At 56.9% G+C, this 26,762-nt stretch carries 27 protein-coding genes, 1 other RNA gene and 2 pseudogenes; 6 read left to right on the top strand and 24 right to left on the bottom strand.

Translation table 11 applies throughout. The annotated features are described in order from the left end of the window. Positions 1–1,297, bottom strand: a 1,297-nt coding sequence (locus tag PMI22_RS26310) for a methyl-accepting chemotaxis protein (protein WP_007942936.1), incomplete at its 3' end; no start/stop codon positions are given. 249 nt (positions 1,298–1,546) lie between these two features. Between PMI22_RS26310 and PMI22_RS26315 the strand changes: the two genes are divergently transcribed. Then, a complete protein-coding gene (locus PMI22_RS26315) occupies positions 1,547–2,218 on the top strand; it encodes a histidine phosphatase family protein (protein ID WP_007942934.1) in 672 nt (223 codons plus the stop codon). 25 nt (positions 2,219–2,243) lie between these two features. Further along, positions 2,244–3,092 carry a phosphatase PAP2 family protein gene (locus tag PMI22_RS26320; protein WP_007942933.1) on the top strand — a complete coding sequence of 283 codons (849 nt, stop codon included), beginning with the start codon at positions 2,244–2,246 and terminating at the stop codon, positions 3,090–3,092. A gap of 162 nt (positions 3,093–3,254) precedes the next feature. On the opposite strand, the gene PMI22_RS26325 is transcribed toward PMI22_RS26320, so the two are convergent. Beyond that, positions 3,255–4,661, bottom strand: a complete 1,407-nt coding sequence (locus PMI22_RS26325) for a DUF2252 domain-containing protein (RefSeq protein WP_007942932.1) — start codon at positions 4,659–4,661, stop codon at positions 3,255–3,257. A gap of 211 nt (positions 4,662–4,872) precedes the next feature. Here PMI22_RS26325 and PMI22_RS26330 point away from each other — a divergent pair, with 211 nt between their 5' ends. After that, on the top strand, positions 4,873–5,124 hold the full coding sequence (locus tag PMI22_RS26330; protein WP_007942931.1) for a helix-turn-helix transcriptional regulator: 252 nt from the start codon (positions 4,873–4,875) through the stop codon (positions 5,122–5,124). Between the two features lie 253 nt (positions 5,125–5,377). Here the strand turns inward: PMI22_RS26330 and PMI22_RS26335 are convergent, their stop codons facing one another. The 6 genes from PMI22_RS26335 to PMI22_RS26355 form a co-directional block, all read right to left on the bottom strand. Then, positions 5,378–5,785, bottom strand: coding sequence for a hypothetical protein (locus PMI22_RS26335; protein WP_007942930.1), 408 nt, complete (start codon positions 5,783–5,785; stop codon positions 5,378–5,380). Further along, the gene (locus PMI22_RS26340) at positions 5,782–6,474 is read right to left on the bottom strand and encodes a hypothetical protein (protein WP_007942929.1); all 693 of its coding nucleotides are present in this window, start codon (positions 6,472–6,474) and stop codon (positions 5,782–5,784) included. The genes PMI22_RS26335 and PMI22_RS26340 overlap by 4 nt, the downstream gene beginning before the upstream one ends. A 319-nt stretch (positions 6,475–6,793) precedes the next feature. Continuing rightward, positions 6,794–7,042, bottom strand: coding sequence for a hypothetical protein (locus PMI22_RS26345; RefSeq protein WP_007942928.1), 249 nt, complete (start codon positions 7,040–7,042; stop codon positions 6,794–6,796). A gap of 35 nt (positions 7,043–7,077) precedes the next feature. Next, a complete protein-coding gene (locus tag PMI22_RS26350; RefSeq protein WP_007942927.1) occupies positions 7,078–7,461 on the bottom strand; it encodes a DUF6124 family protein in 384 nt (127 codons plus the stop codon). Between the two features lie 717 nt (positions 7,462–8,178). Continuing rightward, complete coding sequence (locus PMI22_RS31560; RefSeq protein WP_007942925.1) at positions 8,179–8,346, bottom strand: hypothetical protein; 168 nt, start codon at positions 8,344–8,346, stop codon at positions 8,179–8,181. Positions 8,347–8,487: 141 nt separating this feature from the next. Beyond that, complete coding sequence (locus PMI22_RS26355; RefSeq protein ID WP_007942924.1) at positions 8,488–9,405, bottom strand: hypothetical protein; 918 nt, start codon at positions 9,403–9,405, stop codon at positions 8,488–8,490. Positions 9,406–9,550: 145 nt separating this feature from the next. On the opposite strand from PMI22_RS26355, the gene PMI22_RS26360 reads away from it, so the two are divergent. Continuing rightward, positions 9,551–9,973, top strand: coding sequence for an organic hydroperoxide resistance protein (locus PMI22_RS26360; RefSeq protein ID WP_007942923.1), 423 nt, complete (start codon positions 9,551–9,553; stop codon positions 9,971–9,973). A gap of 123 nt (positions 9,974–10,096) precedes the next feature. On the opposite strand, the pseudogene PMI22_RS31790 reads toward PMI22_RS26360, so the two are convergent. From PMI22_RS31790 to PMI22_RS26415, 15 genes and pseudogenes are all read right to left on the bottom strand, one after another. Then, positions 10,097–10,282 (bottom strand): annotated as a pseudogene (locus tag PMI22_RS31790) (DUF6124 family protein); the annotation flags it as partial. A 255-nt stretch (positions 10,283–10,537) separates the two neighbouring features. Continuing rightward, on the bottom strand, positions 10,538–10,843 hold the full coding sequence (csgH, locus tag PMI22_RS26365; protein ID WP_007942922.1) for a curli-like amyloid fiber formation chaperone CsgH: 306 nt from the start codon (positions 10,841–10,843) through the stop codon (positions 10,538–10,540). Positions 10,844–10,848: 5 nt separating this feature from the next. Next, on the bottom strand, positions 10,849–11,358 hold the full coding sequence (locus PMI22_RS26370; protein WP_007942921.1) for a hypothetical protein: 510 nt from the start codon (positions 11,356–11,358) through the stop codon (positions 10,849–10,851). After that, positions 11,342–12,244 (bottom strand): CsgG/HfaB family protein, encoded by a 903-nt coding sequence (locus tag PMI22_RS26375; RefSeq protein WP_007942920.1) that lies wholly within the window; start codon positions 12,242–12,244, stop codon positions 11,342–11,344. The genes PMI22_RS26370 and PMI22_RS26375 overlap by 17 nt, the downstream gene beginning before the upstream one ends. Before the next feature lie 58 nt (positions 12,245–12,302). Then, the gene (locus PMI22_RS26380; RefSeq protein ID WP_007942919.1) at positions 12,303–13,289 is read right to left on the bottom strand and encodes a hypothetical protein; all 987 of its coding nucleotides are present in this window, start codon (positions 13,287–13,289) and stop codon (positions 12,303–12,305) included. 65 nt (positions 13,290–13,354) lie between these two features. Then, complete coding sequence (locus tag PMI22_RS26385) at positions 13,355–13,795, bottom strand: curli assembly protein CsgF (RefSeq protein WP_238543851.1); 441 nt, start codon at positions 13,793–13,795, stop codon at positions 13,355–13,357. After that, on the bottom strand, positions 13,792–14,289 hold the full coding sequence (locus PMI22_RS29880) for a CsgE family curli-type amyloid fiber assembly protein (RefSeq protein ID WP_081502727.1): 498 nt from the start codon (positions 14,287–14,289) through the stop codon (positions 13,792–13,794). The genes PMI22_RS26385 and PMI22_RS29880 overlap by 4 nt, the downstream gene beginning before the upstream one ends. A gap of 422 nt (positions 14,290–14,711) precedes the next feature. Beyond that, positions 14,712–14,879: pseudogene (locus PMI22_RS30130) on the bottom strand (DNA cytosine methyltransferase); the annotation flags it as partial. A gap of 221 nt (positions 14,880–15,100) precedes the next feature. After that, positions 15,101–15,494: a transfer-messenger RNA gene (ssrA, locus tag PMI22_RS30125) on the bottom strand. Positions 15,495–15,594: 100 nt separating this feature from the next. Continuing rightward, a complete protein-coding gene (locus PMI22_RS26390) occupies positions 15,595–15,873 on the bottom strand; it encodes a hypothetical protein (protein ID WP_007942915.1) in 279 nt (92 codons plus the stop codon). 199 nt (positions 15,874–16,072) lie between these two features. Continuing rightward, a complete protein-coding gene (locus PMI22_RS26395) occupies positions 16,073–18,883 on the bottom strand; it encodes an FAD-binding and (Fe-S)-binding domain-containing protein (RefSeq protein WP_007942914.1) in 2,811 nt (936 codons plus the stop codon). Continuing rightward, entirely contained in the window at positions 18,880–19,551 is a 672-nt protein-coding gene (locus PMI22_RS26400; RefSeq protein WP_007942913.1) for a LutC/YkgG family protein, read from the bottom strand. Before PMI22_RS26400 ends, PMI22_RS26395 begins: the two co-directional genes overlap by 4 nt. Beyond that, a complete protein-coding gene (locus PMI22_RS26405; protein ID WP_007942912.1) occupies positions 19,551–21,005 on the bottom strand; it encodes a LutB/LldF family L-lactate oxidation iron-sulfur protein in 1,455 nt (484 codons plus the stop codon). Before PMI22_RS26405 ends, PMI22_RS26400 begins: the two co-directional genes overlap by 1 nt. Continuing rightward, the gene (locus PMI22_RS26410; protein WP_007942911.1) at positions 21,002–21,826 is read right to left on the bottom strand and encodes a (Fe-S)-binding protein; all 825 of its coding nucleotides are present in this window, start codon (positions 21,824–21,826) and stop codon (positions 21,002–21,004) included. Before PMI22_RS26410 ends, PMI22_RS26405 begins: the two co-directional genes overlap by 4 nt. 149 nt (positions 21,827–21,975) lie before the next feature. Continuing rightward, positions 21,976–23,670, bottom strand: coding sequence for a lactate permease LctP family transporter (locus PMI22_RS26415; RefSeq protein ID WP_007942910.1), 1,695 nt, complete (start codon positions 23,668–23,670; stop codon positions 21,976–21,978). Between the two features lie 263 nt (positions 23,671–23,933). On the opposite strand from PMI22_RS26415, the gene PMI22_RS26420 reads away from it, so the two are divergent. Further along, entirely contained in the window at positions 23,934–24,701 is a 768-nt protein-coding gene (locus tag PMI22_RS26420; protein ID WP_007942909.1) for an FCD domain-containing protein, read from the top strand. Between the two features lie 51 nt (positions 24,702–24,752). Here the strand turns inward: PMI22_RS26420 and smpB are convergent, their stop codons facing one another. Next, complete coding sequence (smpB, locus tag PMI22_RS26425) at positions 24,753–25,235, bottom strand: SsrA-binding protein SmpB (RefSeq protein WP_007942908.1); 483 nt, start codon at positions 25,233–25,235, stop codon at positions 24,753–24,755. 118 nt (positions 25,236–25,353) lie between these two features. On the opposite strand from smpB, the gene PMI22_RS26430 reads away from it, so the two are divergent. Beyond that, positions 25,354–26,757, top strand: coding sequence for a sodium-dependent transporter (locus PMI22_RS26430; protein WP_007942906.1), 1,404 nt, complete (start codon positions 25,354–25,356; stop codon positions 26,755–26,757). Positions 26,758–26,762 lie beyond the last annotated feature (5 nt).

The raw sequence follows: 26,762 nt of genomic DNA, 5'->3' as shown, positions 1-26,762 counted from the left end.
CGCGCGCTTCGCCGCCTGCCGCTGCGGCGGCTTGCGAAGCTTCTTCGGCATTGCGCGCGACTTCCTGCACGGTCGCTGTCATCTCGTGCATGGCAGTGGCGACCTGATCGGTCTCGACCTTCTGGCTGTTGACGCCGGCGCTGGTTTGCTCGGTCACGGCGGACAGTTCTTCGGCGGCGCTGGCAATCTGGGTGACGCCGTCGCGGATGCCGCTGATCAGGTCGCGCAGAGTCACGCCCATACGTGCGATGCCTTGCTGCAACACACCCAGTTCGTCACGGCGAGTGACGTTGACGTTCTGCGTCAGGTCGCCGCTGGCGATGCGTTCCACCACAGCTAATGTGTCGCGAATCGGGCCGGTGATTTGACGAGTGATGATCACGGCGGCAATCACGCCGACCAGCAACGCGAGCAAGGTGCTGATCAATTGCAGGGTGCGGGCCTTGGCGCTCTCGGCATCGCGGCGGTCGAGCTGAATCTGATACAGCTGATCGCTCAGGGTGACGATGGCGGCGCCCTGGTCAGTCATTTCCTTGCGAGCCTGCACGGCGTCAGTGTTGGCCGCTTTATAAGCCTGCAAGGCGCTTCGATAGTTGGCCAGCGCGGTTTCCAGCTGACGCAGGGCATCTAACTGAGTCTCGGCAAATTGCACATTGAGTGGTTTGAGGCTGGCAATCGCCGCATCCAATTGGCCGACGGCTTTTTGCTCGGTTTCGACGTTGGTGGTGGCGGTGTAGCCGCGCACTTCGTAGCGGGCCAGGATGAACGCTTCCTTGGCGGCTGTGATGGCCTGGAATAGTTCGAAACGCTGATCACCCAGGGGCATTTGCTGCACCCGGGAACTGAGGGCATCGATCAAGGTGCTGGCGGTTTGTGCATGAGCTGCCATGGCGTCGCGGGCACTGTTGCCGGTGCGGTAGGCGCTGCGCATTTTGTTCAGGGAGGTCTGGTACGCCGCAATGACAGTGCCTTGCTCTTTAAGAAGCTTGAGGTTTTCCGGGCTCTTGAATGTCGACAGCAATGTTTGCTGTTGGGCCGAGAAGGCATCGAGGGTGGTCTGTACGTTCTGCGCGGCGGTTTCGTCGCCATTGGTCAGCATGTATTGCAGACGCACCACGCGCAGCTTGGTCAAGCCGGCGTTGAGCTGGGTGATGTCGCTCATCCAGTTGCTGCGATCAATCAAGCTGCCCAGGCTCGTCCAGCCCGTCAGGGCCAGGACGCAGGTCAGAGCCAGGACCAGGCCGAATCCCAGGCCCAGTTTCACGTTCACGCTGATATTGCCGAACCAGCTTTTCATCAATCCCTCCAGGAATGTTGTGCTTCTTGATCATCGATTGGCTGGAAGATTGTTGTTTTTGGGCGCCAGCAAGGTAGGTAGCAGGTTTGTATCGGCCGTATTTGCGAGAGCTGAAAGGATTTTGTAGGACGGAATCTGTAACAAGAGTTTTAAGCTTTTTTTCACATGAGTTTCACCCGCTGCCAACGCACGCCTCATTACCCTCTCGGGATTGAATGACAGTGGTACTGGCCGGCGAGGCGGTTTGATGTGGAATTGAGACTGAACCTGCTCGGGATAAAACGCTCGATTGATTTGAGCCGCTATGCCCGCTATCGCAATGCAGCGGTGGTGCTGGCTGCCGCGCTGCTGGCGGTCCCATTGACGGTATGGCTGTTACAGCCTGACGCCGTGCCGGATCTGGCCCATGGCAATGTCGCGGGCGCCAAGGCATTAGCGGACGGCTGGGCCAGGGGCGACATGATCGTGCTGGTGCGCCATGTCGAACGTTGCGATCACTCCGCGGCCCTTTGCCTGGCGGGCAGTGAGGGCATCACCGAGCGCTCCCGAAGCGTTGCGGTCAGCGTGGGCGCGCAGTTCCAGCGCCTCGGGCTGAACAAGGCCGACATTTACCACAGTCCGATCCTGCGTGCTGCACAGACCGCCGATTTTATGTTCAGCAAGGGTGGCTTCGGTGAGGATTGGCTAATCAGTTGCAAAGGCACAATGTTGCGTGAGGCCTTGGCGCACAAAGTAGCGGGCCGCAATCTGATTCTGGTGACCCACAGTGAATGCATGACGCAACTCGAAAAGAACCTCAAGTTGCCAACCTTGACTTTGGGTTATGGCGCCTCGCTGTTTATCTCCGCTCCAACGCCTCAAACGACACACATGCTGGGTTTCATTGACGCCTCCGACTGGCACACGGTGACCACCCAATGACTTTTCCTCAGGATCAGGACACATCATGCTGAATTTTTCCCGACACCGCTTTTACTGGGTGAACTTCGGTATTGCGCTAGTCTGCGCAGCTGCGGTTTTCCTGATGTTCGACATGACTACCATCGACATCGCCTTCAACAATCTTTTTTTTGATCCGGTCACCCAGACCTTCCCGCTCGACCAGGTTCACTTATTCGAGAAAGTCACCCACAAGTGGGCGCGCATCATTCCCAACTGGACCGCAGAAATCGCCTTGATCGGCATGATGCTGTCGTTTGCCTGGCCACTGGTCAACCCGCAAAAGCGCCCGCGTATCGGTCAATTTCTGGAGCGGATCAAAGCCGCCCCGGTGCTGCGGTTTACCTATGAGCATCGCCGCGACTTTATCTTTGTGGTGGTGGCGTTTGCCGTCTGCACCGGCGTGATCCATTTCCTCAAGGCCCACACCAGCGTGTATTGCCCGATTGAAACGACCCTCTATGGCGGCAAAATTGCGCACATGGAGTGGTACAACAACTTCCAGCTGTTCCATGAAGCCGGTGACGGTCGCTGCTGGCCGGGTGGGCATGCGTCGGGCGGTTTCACCATGCTCGCGCTGTACTTCGTTGCGCGCCGCTATCAGTGGCGCTATTCCAAAGCCGTGTTGTGGGGCTCGTTGTTGCTCGGCTTCATCTACGGCACAACACGGGTTCTGCAAGGCTGGCACTACATGTCCCACACCTTCTGGGCCGGGATCTTTGTCTGGCTGGCGTGCTTGCTGACGGCCCTGGCGTTTTACGGGCGGGCAAGGCTGGACGTGCCGGTGCTGAAAAAGGGTTCGGCGTCAGCGGGCATGAGCGCCACGCTGGACGCTGCACCACCCACCACTGTGTGAAAAACAGCCAGTGAAACGGTGTCCGTTCTTTCAGGCAAAAAAAAGCCCGCGGGAGGGCGGGCAAACTGTAGTTTCTTGAAGAGCGAGGGCAATGTACCGATTGTTGAGGCGCGACGGGGTGAAGAAAAGTTCATGTAGATGAACGCCCGCGGGCCAGAGCGTTTACGGCAAATGATCCGCCGCAAAGTCCGCCTCCGAACGCGCGCGAAACTGCCCTTTGCGGCAGGCTTGCTGGAATCGTTCGTAGTCGCGTTCATTCTGGTCGGTGTAACTTTTTGCGTACGTGAGCAGCGCCTCTGCCAATGCGTCGCTCTTGCCTATATACCCGCTGATCAGCGAGGCGTGCCCGGATGATTTGGCATGGGCGCGAGCGAGGGCGCGACCACACAAGCGTGCGTAGGCAGCAAATGCTTCGGTGTCGAAGGTTTCCAGTTCGGCTGAGATTTTCATGTCGCGCAACTGGCGCACATAAAAGTGTCGACCGCTGGGGCCGGTGGTCCAGCCGAGGAACAGGTCACTGGCCGATTGCATCAATCGCTGACCGTCGACCACTCGTTGACCGTTATGTCGCACACGTGATTTCGCCTTCACGTAATCGGCGAGCACCGAACGCCGCGCTTCCTTGAATTGCAGGAACAGCGGGAACTCTTGCTCATCCGTCAGCAGCGCCACCAGGCAGCGCGTGCCGACACTGCCTACACCCACCACTTTGAACGCCATGTCGTGAACGTGAAAACGTGACAGTAGTTCACGACGGTCAGCTTGCAGCGTGGTTCGGTAGTCGCCCATGAATGTGTCATACAGCGGGCGCCAGTCCGAAAGGCGCAGCCAGTCATCATCGGCATCCAGCAACGTGGTGTTTTTGTGCAGGTGGAAAATTTCCGGCAGGTCATCGCGGATGACCAGATGACCTTTCGCGTGACGTTCGCTGATTTTCGGCAGCAGTTCGGCATGTGTACGCTGTTCGGCTTTTGCAATGGCACGCTCCACGTGCTCCAGCGTGCCTTTGCTCGCCTGCCTGAGCAAGTCATCGTAACTGATGGACTCGTACCAGTTTTCGAGTGAGCTTTGTTGGGCGCACTCCAGCATGGTTTCCTGATAGGCGCCGACCACTTGGCGGCAGACGGTTTCTTCCACTGTCTCAGCGTGGCGCAGGTCCCGGGCCGCCACCATGAAACTCGTCACCAGGCGTTTCAGGTCCCATTCCCAAGGGCCGGGGTGGGCTTCGTCGAAATCATTGACGCTAAACAACAGATTGCGCTCGGGCGTGGCAAAACCGCCGAAATTCATCAAGTGGCAATCGCCACAGATCGTCGATACCAGGCCCATGTCGGGTGTTCCGGCCAGGTCATGCGCTTGCAGCAAGGCGTTGCCTCGATAGAAGGCGAATGGCGACGCTAGCATGCGGCCATACCGTAACTCGACCAGCGATTTGATCCGGCCTTCGCTGGACCGCTTGATCAGCGGCAGCGGATCGCGCGTTACTTTCCCCATGGCCGCCTGAGCACTGCGCGAGCAGTTTTTGCGAGCATCCTTGCCTTGCTTCAAACGGTCTTCGAGGGTGGTCATGAGGGCTCTTTTTGGTTGGCGTTATTAGGTGAATTCGAACTGAGTGTAGAAGGGAGTGTGTGATTGTCTGAAGGGTTTGAGCGGTTACGGGTTGCCGGATTAACAGGCAATTGGGTGGGGAAATCAGCAAAATATCCGGCCCCAGTCATTCTGAGTAGCCAGAATGTTATGTATACGATACTTTTAGTCATGAATGTTACGGTAACGGCACATGGACTACTCACTGATCATCTCCCGCCTCGGTAAGCAAATACGCGAAAAACGTATCAATCGTGGCCTGACGCAAGTCCAGCTCGCCGAACTCGCGGGGCTGACACGACATAAAGTCATCGCGGTAGAAAAAGGCACCCTTAGCGTCGGGATGATCGCTTTTGCGCGAATCCTGGCTGCGCTGGACTGTGAGTTATCGGTCATTCCGGCGGCGATGCCGACGCTTGAAGAGCTTGGGGGTCTGTTCGCATGAAAATGACTTCGCTCAGTGTCAGCACTCCAGAAGGCAATAGCGGCAGAATCTTCAGCTCGCCTCCAGACATTGTTAGCGGCGCTGGAGGTCGTGCTTGACCGCTATCCGCAGCATCGAGAACGAGCCCCTCATGTTGTCAGTGCCATCCAACGAGCGGCTGCGCCATTTGTGCTGATGTTTGGGTAGGTTGTTTCGAGGAGAGGAAGGGGCGAGGAGGCTTCTGAACGGAAATCAATTAATTGAATGACGAGCGTTAGATTTTTATCTGATCAAATTTCCCATGGGCAGGAAACTTCCAGGGTACGCGGAACGCAGCGCCGCCTCTGATCAGATTTGCTTGAGCGGTAATTGCAGGCCACCAACGCACCAGGTTATGAGCCTTGTTCCAATAGGACTCATTTCCCCAATGCCTGGCCAGGCAGAAAACGGGTAGTCCAGATTCGCGAAACGCTCGTTTTTCTATATCGCCCTTTGTAAATTTATCTTGTGAGATTACCGCCCAGCCGCCTTCGTTACTCAGCACTGAAATCCAGTCAATGTCGGTGGTGTTTTGCGGAAATTTATCTCGCAGTGGCAATACCGAATGGCCTTCTATTTTAGTCAGCTCATTCAACGCACGGGCCAATGCGGGAGGAAGGTTATTATCCAGCAAGAAGTTCAAGCGGCATTCCTTTGCTCAAAGTGCACCGCGGCTTCAACGGCTGCCGTAGAAATTTCATAGAGAAGTGCCACCCGTTTGGTGTCTTTTCCCTCTGTCTTATAAGCGCTGAAAATCGTCGCGGTATCGATTCCTGCCGTTGTGAGAACGGGTTTGCCGAAATTGCGAGAAGGGTCCAGAACGATGGCTTTACTGCGCTTGACGGGATACCAACGTTGAGCCGCCTCTGATTCCGTGTAGTCAATGCCCTCGTATAGAGAAGGTTTAATGACTTGCTCGAAGGCATATTGACGCTTTATCAGATCCAGAAGGGACTCATCCCCTGTTTCACTCAGGACGGTAGCGAAAATGCTTCGGCCATCGGTTTGAAAACGTTTGCAGGTAAACGGATAGGCCTGGTTAAACAATTCTTTTGCTTGCTGTGAGGCATTGCGGATGGCTTGCAGGCTGATACCGTGTTGGCGGAAGGCATGCACGAAGCGAATTTCAATGAGGTCATGAAAGCCTAGAACGGCCTCATCCAGGTCAGCCAGTTCAGAGCTCCAAATCCCCGGATACTGAACACCATGCGCGGTATATCCGAATAGCCACCGGCGAATATCGGCAGCCGGAATCCCCGTGTAAAGGGAGGCTTCTGCCGGTGTGTACAAGCCAATACCGACAAGGCGACCAGGCAGTTTGATGGTTTGCAATGTGGCCTCCTTGTCAGCCGGTGATTCGGCGAGGTGATTCTGGTGGGAAGGACGATCTCAAGCAACCGGTCGTGGACGAACTGCCATTTTGTGGGTTCAGCGTAGGTCTAAAGGTTGATCGGCACAATCAGCTCAGAGTCGTTAAGGTTTGAAGGAAATTTCCGATGAGCCTGTCCTTTAATTCGCCCGCAAGATGACCAGAAGTGAACTGAGGCTGTTGGCTGGAAACGTTCTGCTGAGTTGAAACCAAAAAAGCACCTGCGATGTTTTCGCCAGGTGCTTTCGTTATTGATGAGCTACGGCCATTTCGTTACATCGTCTAAAACTGTGCCCGCAATCGTCTACCGACGACATCCATCAAATCACAACCATCGCGCAGCGAAGTCACCAGTACCCGCGCCAGTTCACTGTGAACACCTTCGCCAAACGCGATGTTCTCCAGCAATTGAGTCGCGGTACGGATGCGGTAAGCCGCGGTTTCGTGCAATACGTCCAGCGGTGCTTCGGTGTCGATCAGCAACGACGCGATGGTGCAGTCGATGCCGGTGATAGGCATGTATCGATCCATGACAACCCCTCCATTGGGTAAACGAACGCGAGTATTCAGTGTTGGCTGGCGGATGGGGTTTCAGGTAGCCCATCGGGCGGGTCGAGGTTGTCCAGCGCGCGGTTTACCAACAGCTCGGCCAGTACGCTCAACTGCTGAATCGCCAGTGCCACATTGCGACGCGAGCCTTCGAGCTCACAGGCGAGGTCGGTGGTCATGACGTTGAGGGAGGCCAGTGTTTCGCAGGCGTGAGCGAGCAAGGTAGGAGTGTCGATTTCGGGGAGGAGGGTGAAGACGTGGCTGATGGGGTCGGGGCGTTGTGGGTTGCGCAGACGAGCGCTGACGGTGCGTTCGGTGGAATCAGCGAGATGAGTCAAATCGGGAGTGTCTGCATCTGAGCGTGCCTCAGATCCAGGGGGATTTGGAGTTATCTTTTTCAAATTGAATATCCTCACACTATTGATAAGAGCTACCAATCCCCTGCTGTCAAACAGGATTGGGTGGCAGCTGTGCGCGGGTTGACAGACCGGAAGTGTGAGAACCCGGTGCACCCGAAGATGCCCCGCGCACAGCCACCATAACGAGACTGCATGCGCGTGAGCATGCCGCCCGGTCGGGAGGGAGTGCAGATTACACTTTTCAGCCTGTCAAAGCCGATCGCTGTTTTGTAGCGACATCTGAAGGCTATCGACGTAGAACCGCATCCGCCAGTTCATGAAATTCGATACGAGTTGCGGGAAGTTTCCTAGGACGTGGACTACATCCATTTGGATAGCGTGCGAATCAGAGCATGACCCCTTACTAGTGGGGGGGCAGCAAGATCTAGGTCGATGTGATGGGATGATGGCTTGCCAAAAGTGAGCGAAAAATAAAAAAAGCCCGACACGAGGGCGCAATGCTGTTCACTTAAGCAATTTCAGTCACGACGCATGCTTGTAGCAGCTGCCGAAGGCTGCGTCGGCCGGTCCGCGCTCGGGCAAAGCAGTCGTGAACCCGGCTGCCGTGGTGTACCTGACGCACCGCAATGGCTGATTTTACGACTGCTTCGCCCGAGCGCGGACCGGCCGACGCAGGCTTCGCCAGCTGCTACAGATCGCATAACGGCTTAAGTGAACAGCATTACGACACGAGGGCGGGCTTCTTATCTGAGCAGCGGGTTAACCTCGTTTAGCTTCAGCTTCCATCATCACAAGGTTCTGCTGCTTGGTGGCTTCTGTCAGCACTTTGCTGTAGATACGCTTTTTTTGATTTGACTTGGCGTTACGAATAAAGTCGGCAAAGGGGCTCTTGGCGCCCTTAGTAAAAACATGCTTGTTCGACATCATTAATGCGCTCCTGATCCTGACCCGAGCTGAGCCGTTAAATCAGCTCGCATGTGTCGCTCGGTGATTTGGTAGTCAACTTTATTGCCCCCTGCTTTGTAAAGTCGTGCTGAATTGTCGATCGCACATGGCCGGCTCCAATTCTCAATATTCAGTAACCTCACCTTCCCTCAAAACCCACCCAGCCTCCCCAGCCATCAACCTGTACTGAACCTGCCGCATCCTCCCCGTCCGTCCCGCCTCAACATCCGCACTGTCATAAATCGGAAACCGGCGCACCAACATGTTCTCCACCACTGCAAACTCTTCTTCCCCCTGATACCCCTCCGCCATTTTTGCGTTCTCACTAACGGCCGGAAGGTAAATCTCGCTCAGCGATTTTTTGCGGTTGGCTGCATAGGCGACCAACTCACCCGGCATCCCGCGACCAGGTGATCGGGCGAAGACGTAAATCTCCGGTGAGCCATCGCGGTCCAGGTCGGCGACTTCCGCGCGTGCGATGTTGCCGGTGAGTGGTCGAGTGATCTGCGCGTTGTCGATTTCCAACCCTTGAGGCGAAATGCGCACCACGGGGTTCCCGTCGACCCATTCCCCTTTCACATGAAATCGTATGCCTTGCAGTTCTAGCGTCTGATCAAACGGTTGGGCGCTGTCCGTCGAGGGGCTGAGGTTCAATGAAAGGCTGTAATAAGCGACCTGGTTGCGCCGTGCAGCGTTGCGCATGAGGTACACCTGAACCGTGTACTCGCCATCGACGGGCAACGGGCCCATGAAGTGGTTGCCCATGATCGATCCGTTGAACAGCGCAGAGTCGGCCCCCTTGGCGGTGATGTTGAAATAGGCGGATGCCTTGGAGGGCTTGAGGTCGACGGTCAGTATCTGGCCTGCCTTCGCATTGACGCGGTACTGCGCGGTGTTCGGGCCTTTGATCGATTGGTTGAACCTGACGCTATCGGCGCCTTTATCGAAAGGGACGTGCTCGACACGAGGTGCAAGTTCGGTGGCGGCGTGTGCATACGTGGAAACCACGGCCAACAGAACGACGATGATCAAGCGGTTCATGTTTTTTTCCTGAGTGGACCTGAGGCGAAAGGATAGATAAACCCGGCGAGGAGGCGAAGACACAAAACCGACAAACGTCACGGGTGAGTAGAGGCTGCGCTGCTAGGCTTGCCTACTCTGTTGCTTCCCATCAGGAGTCACGGCCATGAGTACTGCACTGGAAAACGTTCTGTACACCGCAAAAACCCACACTGTCGGTGGCCGCACCGGTACCGGCAAGTCCAGCGATGGCGAACTCGACGTCACCTTCAGCTCCCCCGGCTCGGGCAAGCCCGGCACCAATCCGGAGCAACTGTTTGCCCTCGGCTATTCGGCTTGTTTCATCGGCGCGATCCAGGTGGCGGCAGGCAAGATGAAAATCAAATTGCCGGAAGACACATCGGTGGATGCCGAGGTGGACTTGGGTAAAACCAGTGCCGGGGACTTTCAGCTGGCCGTCAGGTTGAACGTCAACATTCCCGGCTTGGAGGCGGGGGTGAAGCGTGAACTGGCTGAGGCTGCGCATCAGATGTGCCCGTATTCGCGGATGACGCGTGGGCATGTAGAGGTGGAGTTGAAGGTGGTTTAAATCCCAGCCACATACTGAAATTGCCTTTGTGGGAGTGAGCCTGCTCGCGATAGCCATCGTGCATACAATATGGATGTCGCATGACACACCGCCATCGCGAGCAGGCTCACTCCCTCAGGTGGATCAGCGGTGTGGCGACGATCTCGACACTTTAATGTTATCCAGCATCCGATTCACCGCCAGTTCCGCCAGCATTACACTCGCCGAGGCCAGCGACTCACAGGCATGCGCCAACAGGTCTTCGCCCTTCATATCCGGCGAAACGAAAATCGTGCTTGGCTTGCGGGCCACGGACGCTTTGAGGGGGGACCTGAGCGGTGATGGTGTTGCCGACCATGGCCGAGTCAGGTCCGGACGGCCTCAAGTGAAGCGGTTGTTGGAGCGTGCCCGTGCCTTGGCGGGGGTCGCCACCAGGGTCTTCTGGGTTATCAACGGCGTGACCTGCACGATGACTGTGGCTGGTGCCGAGAGTGCACCGAGCGAATCCGTGGCCTGGTAGGTGACGGTGGTGGAGAAGGGACTGGTGATCTTTTGCGGTGCAGTAACGCCATTATTTTTCAGCGACTATTTAGGCGCGCCGTTGCATGAACTATCGATCTCTCTGAGCAGCGTGTCGTTCTGGAAAATTTCCAAATGCACCTGGCAGGTCGCATCTTCAGGCATGCTCAGGCTAACTCCGTTAGACGAAACGCCGCTTTGCACCTCGCCTTGCTGACTAATACCGGCGCTTCCGTTCGAGCTGTTTTGGCGCACTGTCATTCGATACTGAAGTGACAGAGGCGTAGGGTTCTCAATGTGAGGACGGATCATCACAATCGCTCCGCTGCGCTGCATTTCGATCGACACGCCCAACTGGGAAAAGTCCATCATAGGGTTTACCTCTGCGTCGCGTTGGCGCTCATGTTATCGCCGTGCTGTATGATCGAGACCGTACCACCGAACCCGGTTTGATCAACTGTCGCCTGGTTAGCTTGCCCATACTGGCCGACAAACGCCTGATTGTACGCACCGTTCTGAACGACACTGGCCAGGTTGGAAGTGCCTTGCTGCACGACGCCGGTCTGGTTGTAAGCACCAGATTGATTGATCTCCAGACCGTTGTTCAATCCTTCCTGCTTGGCAGAAATCGAATTGACAACATTGCTTTGGTTGATCACCGCCCGATTGCCAATCCCCACCTGACTTTGAGCAAGACGTTGTGCGGCGCCATTCTGATCGACTCGTGTTTTGTTGTACGAGCCGATCTGCGAAATGGTGGCGACGCTGTTGCCCACGGTTATGCCGGCATAGCGCGTCTCGGGGGTCAGGTCTGCTGCCTGGCATAGTGCGCAGGTGGCGGACAGCGTAGCGGCCAGCCACCAGCGACGATTATTTTTGAGCGCCATTAATCTCTCCGTTTGTTAGCAATAGACTTTCGATTGGGGCAGCCGGCAAGGTGGTCATGAGTTCGTCATAACTTTTTAGATAGCCTTGCAACAACGGTTTGTGGAGATCGTCCGGGTTCTTCAGGTTCCAGCTACCGTCGCGGGCTCCTTGGGCAATCATGTGGATCAGTGCGGTTTCAATCGCTTCGCGCACGCATTGCTGAACAGGTTCGTTGCGCGACAACCCTGTTTCAACTTCTAGCAGGTGTTTGAATGAGACGAAGCGGAAAATGCCGAAGTCGACCTGAATCGAAAACACTGTTTTGGTCGTCGTGATGCTCTGAATAATGTCGCCAGTTCTGATGTCTACCGCCCTCAAGTTGACCGTAACCTGATCTTGCCGGTACAACTCCGATGGCCCGACGCCTAGATAACGAACACCAATGCCACCTGTTCTAACATTGCTTTCATAGGCGACGATGGCGCCCTCAATTACCATGTTAGCAGCACGTAATGGCGGTAACTGGCCTTGGGCCTTGTCTTGGGGATCCTCTAGTGCACGGATTATTTTGCGTTCTGTGAGCAGATCTTGCAGGTTTTCACGTTCGACCGGTTTGAACCAGCGGGAATCTCGCAGCGCGGTGATTAAGAGCGATGCAGCCCCTTGGGTCACCGAGGTTGAAAACGAGCTGTCAGGCGCCGGTTTGTATTGGCCGGTCTGATCGCGCAGGCCATATACCGCGACACTGATAGGGCCAGCAGGCGCAGGCAGGTTAGTCAAGTCACGGAGGCTCTGTGTAGCGGGCGCGAGCGTTGCCGGGGACAAGGTCGACGCGGGTCGAGACGTGACACAACCAGCGAGTAGTATTGCGGCAGATACAATCGACAATAACGAACGGACACGCATTTTCTTTCTCTTCCTGCACAAAAAAAACCCGCCGAAAAAATCGGCGGGGTTAAACAACTTAGTGCTGGTAGATAGTAGCGACGTTGCCGTTGCCGCCCGTCTGGCTGACGTTAGCAGTCAGATTATTGCCTGCCTGGGTCAGGCCAACGGTGTTGGTGGCAAGGAGTCCATTGCCGGTCTGGCTCACAACAGCGCGGTTGTTGGTACCGATTTGCAGCAGCGATTCTTCGTTGAAGGACGCGGTTTGAGTGCTGGAGGCAGAGTTGTTGTTGCCATATTGTTTAACGTCAGCGTTCAGGACACTGCCGTTCTGGTAAACAGTGGCACTGTTGAAGTCACCTGATTGCAGGGCATTAGCCGAGCTGAAGCCAGAGTTGACTTGCTGCACATAACCGATGTTGCTGTTGCCGCTTTGCTGCAGGCTGGCCGAAACCTGGATGTTTTTCTGCTGAGCCACGGTGCCGGTGTTGCCATTACCTGCTTGATGAAGGCTGGCTACAGCGCTGGTGTTGTCTTGCTGAGAAATGGTGCCGGCGGTGTAACTTCCGGATTGAGTAATAGTAGCGCTGGTGCCACGGTTAATATTTTGAGATGCGGTAGCTGTATTATTGTTGCTGCCACCCTGATTGATACTGGCCGATGTGTTGAAGTTGTTGTCTTGCGCGATTGTAGCGTTGCTGAAGCTGCCGGCCTGTGTCAGATCGGCACGCTGGATGTTTTCGCCAATTTGATTGATGACCGCACCGTTATTGTTACCAGCCTGGTTAGCGGCGGCACTGTTGTTAGCCCCATTTTGGTTGATGCTCAGAGCACTGTAGGTAGCGGTCTGATTGATCGGTGTTTTGGGGGCTGAGACGGTGCCAGCAATGTTGTTGCGGCCAGTCTGATTGATACTGATCGATGATCCGGTCGCACCGCTCTGGTCAACGTTCAATTTGTTACTGGAACCGTTCTGCGTAGTATTGACGCTGCTGGAGTCAGCCATGGCCGAACCGGACAGTGCTACCAGAACTGCGAGAGACAGAAGTGATTTACGTGAGTGCATTACAAACATCCTTTTTGAGTATGTGCTTATTGGTAGGGTATTGCGGGTTGGTTTTACAGCAGCTTTTATGGTTGATTGACTTGAAACTGTGTGGTCTGTCCGGTGTTCTTGTCGGTGGTAACAATTTGCAGCAGCCCACCTTGAAGATTGGTAATCGCGATGCGGAAGTCGGTGGTCTCAACAACCCCGGGTGAAAGTTGGCCGTCGGCGCCGACGATGCTCGAGGTCACGGCAGAGGACACCCGGCTTAGAATGGCGCTTTGCAACATGCTGTTAAATTGAGTCAGAGCAGTCTGTCCGGAAGCCGAAGAGGACGACTTTTCAGTATGGTCATTTTGCGCCTGCGCCTGGTTCAACAGTACCGGGCCGTTCAGCGGGTTACCGCCGAAGGAAGGGTTGTTGGGCACGTATACGAGTTCGCTGGCGTGTGCGGTATGTACTAAGCCAAACAAAAGCGTCAGGTTGATTACAGCCAAAGAAATACGGTGCATATAGGTGCCTTTCATAGCTCGTCGCGCCCCAAGTCGGGATCGCCAAAAAACTGTGCTAGTTGGTAATCAAGAATTGCCTGGTAAACCTGAGCAGCTGCGTTAGTTCCAATGGCAGGAATGAGCGTGCGGTTTGGCGGAAGAAACATCTGAAAAAGGCGACGGTTGCCGTAGTCGACAAACACCTGACTACCCAGGCGCGCGGTTGGTCGCTCGGTAATGGCAACTGTGAAGTTTCCGGCCTCATCCTTTTCACTCCACGCAATGGCAAAACTGTCGTAAAACGCTCGCCCCGCCATGGTGATTGTCTGTCCAATCACGACCCCCCCGACGTCTTTATGGTTAAGCGTTCGGTGTTGATCAACACTTGCGGTACTGTTAACGCTCTCCTGCGCAAAAACGGTAAAAACAACGCCTAGTTGGAGGGCAATAATGCTGAAAAGTTGAGGGCGGTTCATTGTTGTAATGGCACCGATACAGGTATGAAGCGATTTAAATACAAAAAATGGCATTTAGCCACTAAAAAAATGCATTAATTAAAGTTTGTTTTTGACGTCAATTTCTTGTTTTCTTTGTAGTGTAATTTATGGAAATTAACGTATGCGACAATAGAAATATGGCGTCATTTTTTTGTTGTAAGCGTGGGCGCATACGGAATTTTGTCTTAGTGCTGCTGGTATGAATTTTCTGTTGCTGAAGTTTATCCATTTAACGGCGACTTTCTTCAGGGCTTCGTATTCATCGAGGTGATGATCCTCAGTCCAGCCGCCCGCCAGTTGGATCAGCTCACACGCGAGCCAGTGTCGAAGGCTTTAGGCTTAAGGGCGCGCCGTGTCATGCACGGGATCGTGTTGGCGCAATAGGGTGCAAGAATGGGATTGGCATTGCAGTATCGAGCGGTGCTGCACGATCCTTTATCCGTATGGCTGGGTGTGATCTGGCGGAGGAAGCGCTGGCCGATCCAGCGAACGACGGTGACCGCCTTGCTGTTCCAGATCGCCTTGTAACGCGGGCCGTCCGGACATTCACTGGCTGGCTTGCCGCGCCATGGGATCAGCGTGTAGTCGTCGGGCATACCCTGAAGGCGCTCGCACTCGCCTGGGTCACCATGTCTTCTTTAAGGATGTGCCTTGACAGCCATCGTCCTATGAATCTTTCCTTTATGCAGGGAGTGTGTTCGGTCGGCAGAACGCCGGGGAGGATGTTGCTGAAAAGCTGCTGAAACTGACGTGAATCGACATGAATCCACAACAACCTTCAGCAACACATGAACCCCCAGATGCAGCGAAGCCCGCACTGGGCGGGCTTCGTTGGTGTCGCATTTGGTGGAGCCGGGGGGATTTGAACCCCCGTCCGCCAGTACTCCGCTGTCGGTACTACATGCGTAGCCGTGTCTATTAAGTTAACCCTCAGCGACCCGACGGGCAGGGTGCTTTGGGCGAGTTGTGTAAGTTTTAGCCGCTTCGTCCACAACGTACTGCACGGCGATTCTGTTCTATATGACAATCACTTTGGGTTTACAGACATCCCCTGATGATTGCTGGACCCGAAGGTACCAGGAGGGAAGGGCTAAGGCTGCTTACGCAGCGAGAGCGTATTCCCCGTAGGTTTCGTCATTGGCAACTATAAGAAGTTGCAACAGTGGATTTACGAGTTCTGTTACCAACTCGGCATGCACCTAAAGTTTCGCAACCGGCGTCGAATCCTAAACGGCCCCGAGCCTGCTGCTCTGTGAATCAAAGTGAGCAACAAGCCTGCGCAGTGTACGCCAACAAGGCTCAGAAGGCCAACCCGAAGGTTGGCCCTGAGCGCTGCGGTTATTTACCGCCTTTCTTGGCATTCTTCATGGTCTGGATGAGCTCACTCGTTTCACCAATGCAATCTTTAGTGCCTTGTTCAGTACCTTTTGCCTGATCCGCTTTGGCCTTCTCAACGCCTTCCTTGATCGTACCCATCATGTCTTCTGAACTCTGGAACTCCGCCTGGTTATTTTCGATCGTTTTCAGGTTGACCGCGCATAGGTCTTCAGCAGCAAATGAAGCAGAAGCCATCAGGGAAGCAGTAACGAACAGGCCGAACAGTACAGAATGTTTCATGTGCATCTCCTTGAACTGAAGAACCAGGCATCACTGACCATCTGGGCGAGCTGCCGAGTTTTGGAAGGCCCCACGTTTGCGGGACTTGATAGGTGGACTGCGGCGACAAGTCAGGGTTCGAATTTTCTACGGCAGGGCTGTCGATTCCAGCAAGAAGCATTACAGAAGGCGCATAAACACGCCTTCCTTGATGTTTGCTTCAGGTCACCCTGGCCTTGGTAACGCGGTCCACTAGATAGACTAGCCCGTGGTAGTCAATTGTGCTGTGTTGTGTCAGCCCTATCTCACAAGTGCGACTGGTCGAGATTCCCTCGCTGCACTGCTGAACCGCGTCCTTGAGCGTTCTCAACGCATGAGCATTCAATTCCGGCGTAGTGAATCCCTTGTCGCCGGCAAACCCGCAGCAGTGAATGCCTTCCGGAATGACCACGGTTTTGCTGCACTTGCGCGCCAGCTCGATCAACGCCTGGCTCTCGCCCAGATGCTGGGTGCTGCAGGTGACGTGCACGGCAATCGGTGCTTCCTGGGGCGTGAAATCCAGGCGATCCATCAAATGCGTACGGATGAAACGCACCGGGTCGTACAGGTCCAGTCGAACCTCGCCCAAATCCTCAACCAGCCGTAACGTGCAAGGACTGGTGTCGCAGTAAATCGGGTCGAGGCCGCCGCGGCTGGCGTGCAGCAAGGCGCCGATCAGTTCCTGGCGTTTGTGTTCGGCCTGTTCGGCGTAACCTTTGGAGGCAAATGGCTGGCCGCAGCAGAGGTTGTCCAGATTGTCCGGGAAGACCACTTGGTAACCGGCCTTTTCCAGCAGCCTGCGGGTTTTGTCGTACAGAGACGTTTGCTCTATATCACCCGCCGCCGGGCCCATGACCCGCGATACACACGCCGCCAGATACACCACCCGCGGGCGCTCGTCCGACACGGTCGGACTGAAGCGAATGGCTTTTTCCGGTTGAGGCATGGCGTTGGTCCATTGCGGGACCTGACCTTTGGACAGCTTGGTCAGTGTCGCCGAAAGTTTTGCCAGGCGTGGTGCTCCCAACAGCATCCGCGCGCCGTTGGCGACGTGCAGGGTGAAGCGGGCGCCTTGCAGTGCCGTGGCGAAATTTCCTTCGAGCCAATTCGCCGTTTTCACATGCTTGGCGTTACGGCTGCGGAGCTTTTTCACCAGCTCGCCGGTATTGATGCCTACAGGGCAGCGCTGCGCACAAAGGCCGGTGGCCGCGCAGGTGTCGATGCCTTGGTATTCGTAAGCCGCTTCGAGTTCGGTGGTATCGACGCCGGCGCGCTTTTTCGCCTGAATATCCCGCCAGATCACGATGCGCTGGCGCGGGCTCAGGGTCAGGCCTTTCGAGGGGCACACCGGTTCGCAGAAACCGCACTCGATGCACTTATCCACAATCTCGTCGGCGGCCGGCAAGGGTTTCAGGTGCTTGAGGTGGATTTGCGGGTCTTCGCTGAGCACCACGTCCGGGTTGAGAATGCCGCTGGGGTCGAGCAGGCGTTTGAGCTGCCACATCAATTGGTAGGCATCACTGCCCCACTCCAGCTCGACGAAGGGCGCCATGTTGCGTCCGGTGCCGTGTTCAGCCTTCAGCGAACCGCCGAATTCCACTGCCACCAACTGCGCCACGTCGTCCATGAACGCCTGGTAGCGTGCGACTTCTTCCGGGTTGTTGAAGCCCTGGGTGAAGACGAAGTGCAGATTACCTTCCAGCGCGTGTCCGAAAAGGATCGCTTCGTCGTAGTGATGTTTGTCGAACAACTCGATCAGGCGGTTTACCCCGATGGCCAGTTGTTCCACCGGGAAGGTCACGTCTTCGATGATTACGGTTGTGCCGGTTTTACGCACGGCGCCGACGGCGGGGAAGGTGTCTTTGCGGATCGCCCAGAGGCGGGCGTTTTCCACCGGGTCTTCGGTGAAGTCGACCTGCTTCTCCACCGGGAACGAAGTCAGCGACGCCATGATTTGCGCCAGTTGTTCCTGCAGCAAGGTGGACGATGCGGCGCGGGATTCGATGAGCAGCGCGCAGGCATTGTTCGACAGATGCTGTACGAAAGCGGGCATGCCGGGTTTGCTCTGCACCGAGCGCAAACTGCGCCGGTCCAGCAGTTCCACGGCCGACACCGGTTGGCTTTTCAGCACGGTCACGGCGTTACAGCAGGTTTCCACGTCGGGGAACACGATCAGCGCCGAGGCTTTGTTCGGGTGGTCGATTACCGTGTCGTAAGTCACCGCGCTGATAAAGCCGAGGGTGCCTTCGGAGCCCACCAGCAAGTGGCTCAAGATATCCACAGGCTCGTCGAAATCCACCAGGGCATTGAGTGACAGGCCAGTGGTATTTTTCAGACGGTATTTGTGGCGGATTCGCGCAGCCAATTCGGCATTGGCGCGGGTCTCGCGGCCCAAGGTGGCCAGACGTTCAAGCAGTGAAGCGTGGCTTTGACGAAACGCCGCGACACTGGCCGCGTCCTCGGTATCAAGGCGGCTACCGTCGGCCAGTACCAGCCGAATGCCGGCCAGCGTGTGATAGGTGTTCTGTGCCGTGCCGCAGCACATGCCGCTGGCATTGTTGGCGACGATGCCGCCGATTTTGCAGGCGTTGATCGAGGCCGGATCCGGGCCGATCTTGCGTCCGAACGGGGCCAGCCAAGCGTTGGCCTGCGCGCCGATCACACCCGGTTGCAGGCGGATTTGCGTACCTTGGCCGCGGATCTCGCGAGCGTTCCAGTTATCCCCCAGCACGATCAGCACCGAGTCGCTGATGGCCTGGCCAGACAGGCTGGTGCCGGCGGCGCGGAAGGTCACCGGGACCTGATCCCGTTGCGCCAGTTTGAGCAGCGCGACGACTTCGTCTTCCGACTCGACGCGAATCACCAGTTGCGGAATCAGTCGATAGAAGCTGGCGTCAGTGCCGAAGGCCAATGTAGACAGCGGGTCGTCGAAACGTCGCTCTTGGGGGATCAGTTGCTGCGCATCTTTCAGGAAAGCCGCCGGTAGACTCATTGGTCCTCCAGGATCAAAACCACCAAGTCTTTCGGACCATGAGCGCCGTAGGCCAGTATCTGTTCAATGTCGGCGGTTTTCGACGGACCGGACACCAGCAGAGCGTTGGTCGGCATGCCTTGGGCCCAGTTGAATTCCTGCTGTACCTGATAAAAGTTGTCGCGGATCTCGCTAGCCTTCAGCAGGGCGAAATGCACCGGCGGTACCAGGCTCATCAAACGCGGTTCTTCGCGCGTTGGCCACAGAATCAGGCTGCCGGTCGCGGCGATGGCGCCGAGGGTGCCGGTCAGGCTGGCCGGGGTGTCATTGAACAACTCGGCTTTCCACTCTTCAATCGGGCGGCCGTAGGCCTTGAGTGTCGGCAGCCCCGGATTATTCGCCCAATGCTGTGAGAGGCGTTGACCGTGAGGCGTAGTCGGCGCGATCAACAGGCTTGGCAATTGGCGATCCTGCAACAACTGAGCTAATAGCGAAGGCCAGCCGTCGCTCGACGTCAGATGAATTTCGGTGTGCACCGCTTCCATCAATTTGCGCAGCTGCGGGATGCGTTGTTCAGCGGTATAGGTGTAGGGCGCTGTCACCAGTTCGACGTCAAACTCGTCAGGCACAGGCGTGGTGCCGGTCAGACTTTTCCGAAGTTTGGCGAGGATGTTTTGCTTGGCGCTCATCAGCGGTCTCCCTGTTTGGCCATATGGTCGCGGGCCATGTCGTGCAGTGAGCGGGCAGCGGGTTTTGGTGCGCTGTGGTTCTGCGTCCACGGGCCGACATTGTCTGGCGTGAGCGCGCGTAAACGCGTGGCGAAGAAACCGAACAGTCTGTACAGCGTCGGCGAGCTGTTGAGCCTGGCCCAAGCGTTCCAGATGAACCGTTCTTTGCGCGAATACTTGCTGCCTTGGCCACGCATGACTTGATGCGGGCTGTCCGGCGATTTGACGTTCTCTTCCCGTAGGCGACGCAGCAGTGCCGGGATAGGAATTTTTACCGGGCAGACTTCGCCGCACGCACCGCAAAGCGATGAAGCGCTGGGGTGGTCCGGGACTTTCGCCAGGCCGACCATGTGCGGCGTGATGATTTTTCCGATAGGCCCAGGGTAAACCTCCCCATAGGCGTGGCCGCCGATTCGGGTGTAGACCGGGCAATGATTCATACAGGCGCCGCAGCGGATGCAGTTCAGGGTCTGACGCAATTCGCTGTCGGCAAACGCCTGGCTGCGACCGTTGTCGAGCAGGACCAGGTGCACTTCCTGAGGGCCGTCGAGTTCATGTTCCTTGCGTGGGCCGGAGATCATGTTCACGTAGGTGGTGATCGGAATGCCCAGCGCCGAACGGGTCAGCAGCGACAGCAGCGGCACCACATCGCGCAGGTTTTCCACGACTTTTTCGATACCGGTGACGGCGATGTGCACCGGTGGTACGGCGGTGGTCATGCGCCCGTTGCCTTCATTTTCCACCAGCAACAAGGTGCCAGTTTCGGCCACGGCGAAGTTGACACCGGAGACGCCGATGTCCGCTTCGAAAAATTTCTGCCGCAAGACTCTGCGACCGATCTGAATGAGTTGGTCAACGTCCTTGGTGTATTCCACGCCAAGTTTGTCGTGGAATAAGGACGCGACCTGACCGGCATTCTTGTGGATCGCCGGCATAATTATGTGTGAAGGCTTCTCGTGGTCGAGCTGGACGATGTACTCCCCCATGTCCGACTCCAGGCACTCAATGCCTTGAGCTTCGAGGACATGGTTCATCTCCATCTCTTCGCTGACCATCGATTTGCCCTTGATCACTTGCCGCCCCTCGTGAGCGCGGATGATCGAGAGGACGATGCCATTGGCCTCGTCCACCGTTTCCGCCCAGTGCACTGTCACACCGTTGCGGGTCAGGTTCTGTTCAAGCTGTTCGAGCAGGTCGGGCAACTTGGATAATGCACGGGCGCGGACAGCGTTGCCCAGCGCTCGCAAATGTTCTCGTTCGTGGGCATCGCCGAAGGACGCTGCCCGCTTGGCCATCAGCGAATCCATTGCCGTGCGAAAGTTGTTTCGCAGTTGCTTGTCGCCCAAAGCCTTGTGAGCCCGGGCGCGAAAATCTTCCTCGACGCTGACCGTCGGAATAATCGTGGACGTGCTCATCGGGCACCCCCGGTTCGCTGCCAGAGGAAACTGGCCAGGTGTTGGCCGCGCAACGCTTCCTTCTGTTTCTCCAGCGAGCCGTTGATGTTCATCAGGCAACCGCAGTCGGCACTGAGTACCTTGTGCGCGCCGGACTCCTTCAACGACCGGGTCTTGTCCGCCACCATCGCGCCGGAAATGTCCGGCATTCGGACGCTGAAAGTCCCGCCAAAGCCACAGCATTCACTTTCATGATCATGATTGACCCGCTCCACATTGCTCAATTGCGCCAATAACTCGCGACCGTGCAGGTGGGTGTTCATCTCGCGGCGGGCCGAGCACGAGGTGTGCAACGCCACTTTGACCGGTTCGCCGCTGTCCTTGAGCTGCACTTTGCAGACAAACAACAGGAACTCGGCCAGTTCATACGTCCTGGCCGCCAATGCTTGAACCTGTTTCAGCGTGTGCGGTTCGTCCTTGAACAAGTCGGCGTAGTGTTCGCGCAACATCCCGGCACACGAACCTGACGGCACCACCACCGGATAATCCCCGGCGAACAGCGCCAGTTGCGAGCGAGCTACGGTCCTTGCCTGCTCGGTGTAACCCGAGGTGTAGGCCGGTTGTCCACAGCAGCTTTGCCCTTGCGGGTACTCGACACGAATGCCTTCGCGTTCCAGCAAGTGGATCGCGTCCATCCCGGCTTCCGGGTAGAACAAATCCACGACGCAGGTCCCGAACAGGTAGACCCGTGACGGTTTCTCGCTGGGGTATTGCCGAGGCTCGGGCAGTGGCGGGGCGACGCGGGTCGCGTTCGGCACAGCGTTGTAAAAAAGCTCGCTCATCAGGCGTCTCCGGGTGGTCCCGGTTATCCGTCCGCTGCGGCGGCTGAAAATAGTGTGGGCAACTTTCAGCAGCCTTGCAGACCGGGTTGTGAATTGCTGACGCCGGAATCGTGGTCCGGCGTCGGTTTTTGCTTTTTAACCTGTAGTACTTAATGCACCAGCATGCCGGTGAACCAGTAGGCCTGAGCCATGGTGATCAAACCGACTATCGTTGCAAAGAATAGGCTGTGCTTGAGGGTGAAGCGGAACAGATCCGATTCTTTGCCCACCAGGCCGGTCGCGGCGCAGGCTACGGCGATCGATTGTGGCGAGATCATCTTGCCGGTCACGCCGCCGCTGGTGTTCGCCGCCACCAGCAACACATCGCTAACGCCGATCTGATGCGCAGTCGTTGCTTGCAACGAGCTGAACAGGGCGTTGGACGAAGTGTCGGAACCGGTCAGGAACACACCCAGCCAACCGAGGAATGGCGAGAAGAACGGGAAGGCTGCGCCGGTGCCGGCCAGCACCAGGGCCATGGTCGACGAAATGCCCGAGTAGTTGGTGACGAAGGCAAACGCCAGCACCATGCCGATCGACAGGATTGGCCAGCGCAGCTCGTAGAAGGTCTCTTTCAAAGTGGTCAGACCAGTTTTGATGTTGATCTTCAGTACCAGCATCGAGATCAGTGCGGAGAAGAAAATAGCGGTGCCGGTCGCAGAGATCGGATCGAGCTTGAACACCGCCGGAAGGGCGGTTGGAGCCGCCACGATCGGTGCAACCTTGATCACCATTTGATCCAGGTGCGGGATGGCGAAGTTGAACACCCAGCTGTACATCGAGCCGCCGGCAGCGAACATTGCCTTGAACGGTTTCAGGGTCCAGATGGTGACCAGCACGGTGAGGATCAGGAACGGCGACCAGGCTTTGATGATTTCCAGGAGGCTGTAAGGCGAAGCGACAGTAGTGCGCTTCTGGCCGAAACCACCGGCGCTGGCTGTTACCACGGACGCCGAGACGGCGCCGACGATGTGCTGGCCGGCGGCGCGTTTCGGTTGCCAGACCTTCAGGAACAAGGTCAGGGAAATCAGGCTGGCCAAGGCCGAGGTGATGTCCGGCAGCTCCGGGCCGATGAAGTTCGAAGTGAAGTACTGGGTGACGGCAAAGCTCAGGCCGGCCACCAGTGCGGCAGGCCAGGTCTCCCGAACGCCGCGCAGGCCATCCATCATGAACACCAGCCAGAACGGCACGAACAACGACAGCAGCGGCAGTTGGCGACCGGTCATGGCGCCGATCTTGAACGCGTCGATGCCGGTCACTTGCCCGGCGACGATGATTGGAATCCCCAGGGCACCGAATGCCACGGGCGCGGTGTTGGCGATCAGGCACAGGCCTGCCGCGTACAGCGGATTGAAGCCCAGGCCGACAAGCAATGCAGCAGTAATCGCCACCGGCGCACCGAAACCGGCGGCGCCTTCGAGGAATGCACCGAAGCAGAACCCGATCAGCAGCACCTGCAAACGCTGGTCGTCGGTGATCGACAGTACCGAACTGCGGATCACTTCAAACTGGCCGCTCTTGACCGTCAGTTTGTAGAGGAATACGGCCGCCACAATGATCCAGGCGATGGGCCACAGACCATAGGCGAAGCCGTAACCGGCGGCAGCGAATGCCATGTCGACCGGCATCTGGAAGGCAAAGATCGCCACGGCAATGGACAACGCCAGGGTGATGCTGCCCGCCACATGACCTTTGAGGCGGAACACCGCCAACGCCAGGAAGAAAAATACGATAGGAATGACGGCCGCGAGGGCGGAGATGCCGAGACTGCCGAGCGGGGTATAGAGCTGTTGCCAGGTTTGCATATGGGGTGGCCCCTAATTGTTGTTGGTCAGACACTGGGCAGCGGTTTTGGTTAATTGGTAATACCAATTTACAATCGCTGTTGGCTAGGGTAAAAGCCTTATGTGCGGTGTGTCAATTTGCCGCCCTAAAACTTTTGTCGAATACGCCGTATGCAATGTTGTTGAGCGGTTTGATCGAGCGTCGTCTGGCCAGGTGATGTCGCCGCGCCAATAGACCAGAATAGACCGCCCGGCGAGTGGTCGGGATCGTGGAGAAATGAGTTATGGGGTTTGATCAGATTCGTCAGCGCCGTTTGTCTGACGATATTGTCGAGCGGCTCGAGGGAATGATCCTTGAGGGCACGCTGAAGTCTGGCGAGCGCTTGCCGGCCGAGCGGGCACTGGCCGAGCAGTTCGGCGTGTCACGCCCTTCGTTGCGTGAGGCGATTCAGAAACTGTCCGCCAAGGGCTTGCTGGTCAGTCGTCAGGGCGGTGGCAATTATGTCGTCGACTCGTTGGGGTCGACCTTCAGCGATCCACTGCTGCATCTGCTGGAAAATAACCCCGAGGCGCAGCGCGATCTGCTGGAGTTTCGCCACACCCTGGAAGCGTCTTGCGCTTATTACGCGGCATTGCGCGCCACCGATGTGGACCGTGAGCGGCTGACGGCCGCGTTTGACGTATTGCAGGACTGTTATTCGCGCCATGACGACGTGAGTCGGGCCGAAGAGGGTGCGGCGGACGCCAGTTTTCACCTGGCCATTGCTGAAGCCAGTCATAACGCGGTGTTGTTGCACACGATTCGCGGGCTGTTCGATCTGCTCAAACGCAACGTGGTGACCAACATTGGCGGCATGTACAAGCAGCGCACGGAAACCCGCGACATGCTGATCACGCAGCACCGGGAGTTGTACCTGGCGATTATCGAAGGACGGGCGGAGCAGGCGCGCGAAATCTCCAGTCGACACATCTTGTATGTGCAGGAAGTGCTGGAAGAGGTGCGTCAGGAAGTGCAGCGCATGGCTCGGGCGGAGCGGCGCAAGGGGATGTAGTCAGCAAGCGATCGTTCCCACGCAGAGCGTGGGATCGATCAGGGTGGGAAATTAATCTTCCTTGCCCTTGTTACGCACTGCACGCGCCAATTCACGACCAGCGTCGCGTTCGCGTTCGGTGTCGCGCTTGTCGTATTCCTTCTTGCCCTTGCCCAGCGCGATCTCGCACTTGACCATGTGCTTGCTCCAGTACCATGACAGGCACACGCAGGCATAGCCTTTCTGCTGCACGGCGGTGGCCAGCTTTTCCAGCTCGCGGCGGTTGAGCAGCAATTTTCGGGTACGGGTCGGGTCAGCAATGACGTGGGTGCTGGCAGTCATCAGCGGCGTGATGTGACTGCCGAGCAGCCAGGCTTCGCCATCCTTGAGCAGCACGTAACTGTCGACCAGTTGCAGCTTGCTTGCCCGCAAACTTTTTACTTCCCAGCCGGCCAGGACCAGACCAGCCTCGAACTTATGCTCGATGAAGTAATCGTGTCGCGCCTTTTTGTTCTGCGCGATGGTCCCTGTTGGGTGTTTCTTCTGTTTAGCCATAGGGGCGGCATTATAGGGAGTTGCGCGCGAGTCGGCTACGGTATCGCTACGTGCTTGAGCAGGTTGATTGAATCCCGGACAATGCGGCCTCTTTTTTGAACGCTTGGGCGTGATAACGATGTCGACAGACAAGGTTTCTGTCCACGGCAGTTGGGCTAGCCGCTGGGTCTTCATACTCGCCGCGACCGGTTCGGCCGTGGGCCTGGGTAGTATCTGGAAATTCCCGTACATGGTCGGCGTCTATGGCGGCGGGGCTTTCGTGCTGATGTTCCTGGCCTGTATTGCGCTGATCGGTGTGCCGGTCATGCTGGCTGAAACCCTGATCGGCCGTCGTGCCCGGCAAAGTCCGGCCAACGCCTTGAAGGTGCTGGCGCTGGAGGCGGGGCACTCGGCCAAATGGTCCTGGGGCGCTTTCGCCGGGATGATCACGGCGTTGCTGATCCTGTCTTTCTATAGTGTGGTCGGCGGCTGGTCGCTGGATTACATCATCGACATGGGGCGTGGCGATTTTCAGGGGGTAACGGCTGATCAAGTCGGCGCGTACTTTGGCAACGTGATTGCCGATCCTTGGCGCCTGACACTTTGGCACACGATTTTCATGCTGCTGTCGGCCGTTGTGATCGCCAAAGGCGTGGTCGCCGGGCTTGAACGCAGCTTGCGCATCATGATGCCGCTGCTGTTTGTGATGGTCATCGTGCTGCTGGGTTACAGCATGACCACCGGCCATTTCATGGAGGGCGTGCATTTCATGTTCGACTTCCACCCGGAAAAAGTCCTCGACGGTTTGCTGCCCGCCATGGGCCACGCGTTCTTCTCGCTGAGCGTGGGTGTCGGCTCGATCATGATCTACGGTGCCTACATGCCGAAGCACTCGTCGATTTCCGGCACTATCGTCGGTGTGGCGCTGCTCGATACGTTCGTTTCGCTGGTTGCCGGTCTGGCATTGTTTCCGATTGTGTTCGCCGCGGGTCTGAACCCCAGCGAAGGCCCTGGCCTGATGTTTGTCAGCCTGCCATTTGCCTTCGGCAACGTAGCTTTCGGCCAGTTGATGGGCGTAGTGTTCTTCGTGCTGGTCGCCGTCGCTGCCTGGAGCTCGGCAATTTCACTGCTGGAGCCGATGGTCGCGTACCTGGTTGAACGCACCAGGGTCAGCCGAGCCTGGGTGACGTTCTGGTTGGCTTTCACTTGCTGGTTCGTTGGTCTGGGCACCGTGTTTTCCTTCAATATCTGGAAGGAAGCCAAGTTTTTCGTGAACGAAGGCGGGATGTTCCACCTCTACCAATGGGGCGCGGCCGGCGGTCTGGACTTCTTTGGCGTGATCGACTTCTTCACCTCGCGGATCATGTTGCCACTCGGTGGTTTGTGTTTCGTGGTGTTTGCAGGCTGGATCATGGGGCGAGAAGCGGTGCGTGACGAGTTATCGATCCGCAGTCCGATGCTGTTTGGCTTGTCCCTGTTCTTGATGCGCTATGTGGCGCCCATCGGCATTCTCGTAGTGTTTGCCGCCCAGCTGTGGAAGTGACGCCG

The organism is Pseudomonas sp. GM21 (assembly GCF_000282215.1).
GTDB lineage: Bacteria > Pseudomonadota > Gammaproteobacteria > Pseudomonadales > Pseudomonadaceae > Aquipseudomonas.
This window is presented reverse-complemented; position numbering and strand designations above follow the sequence as displayed.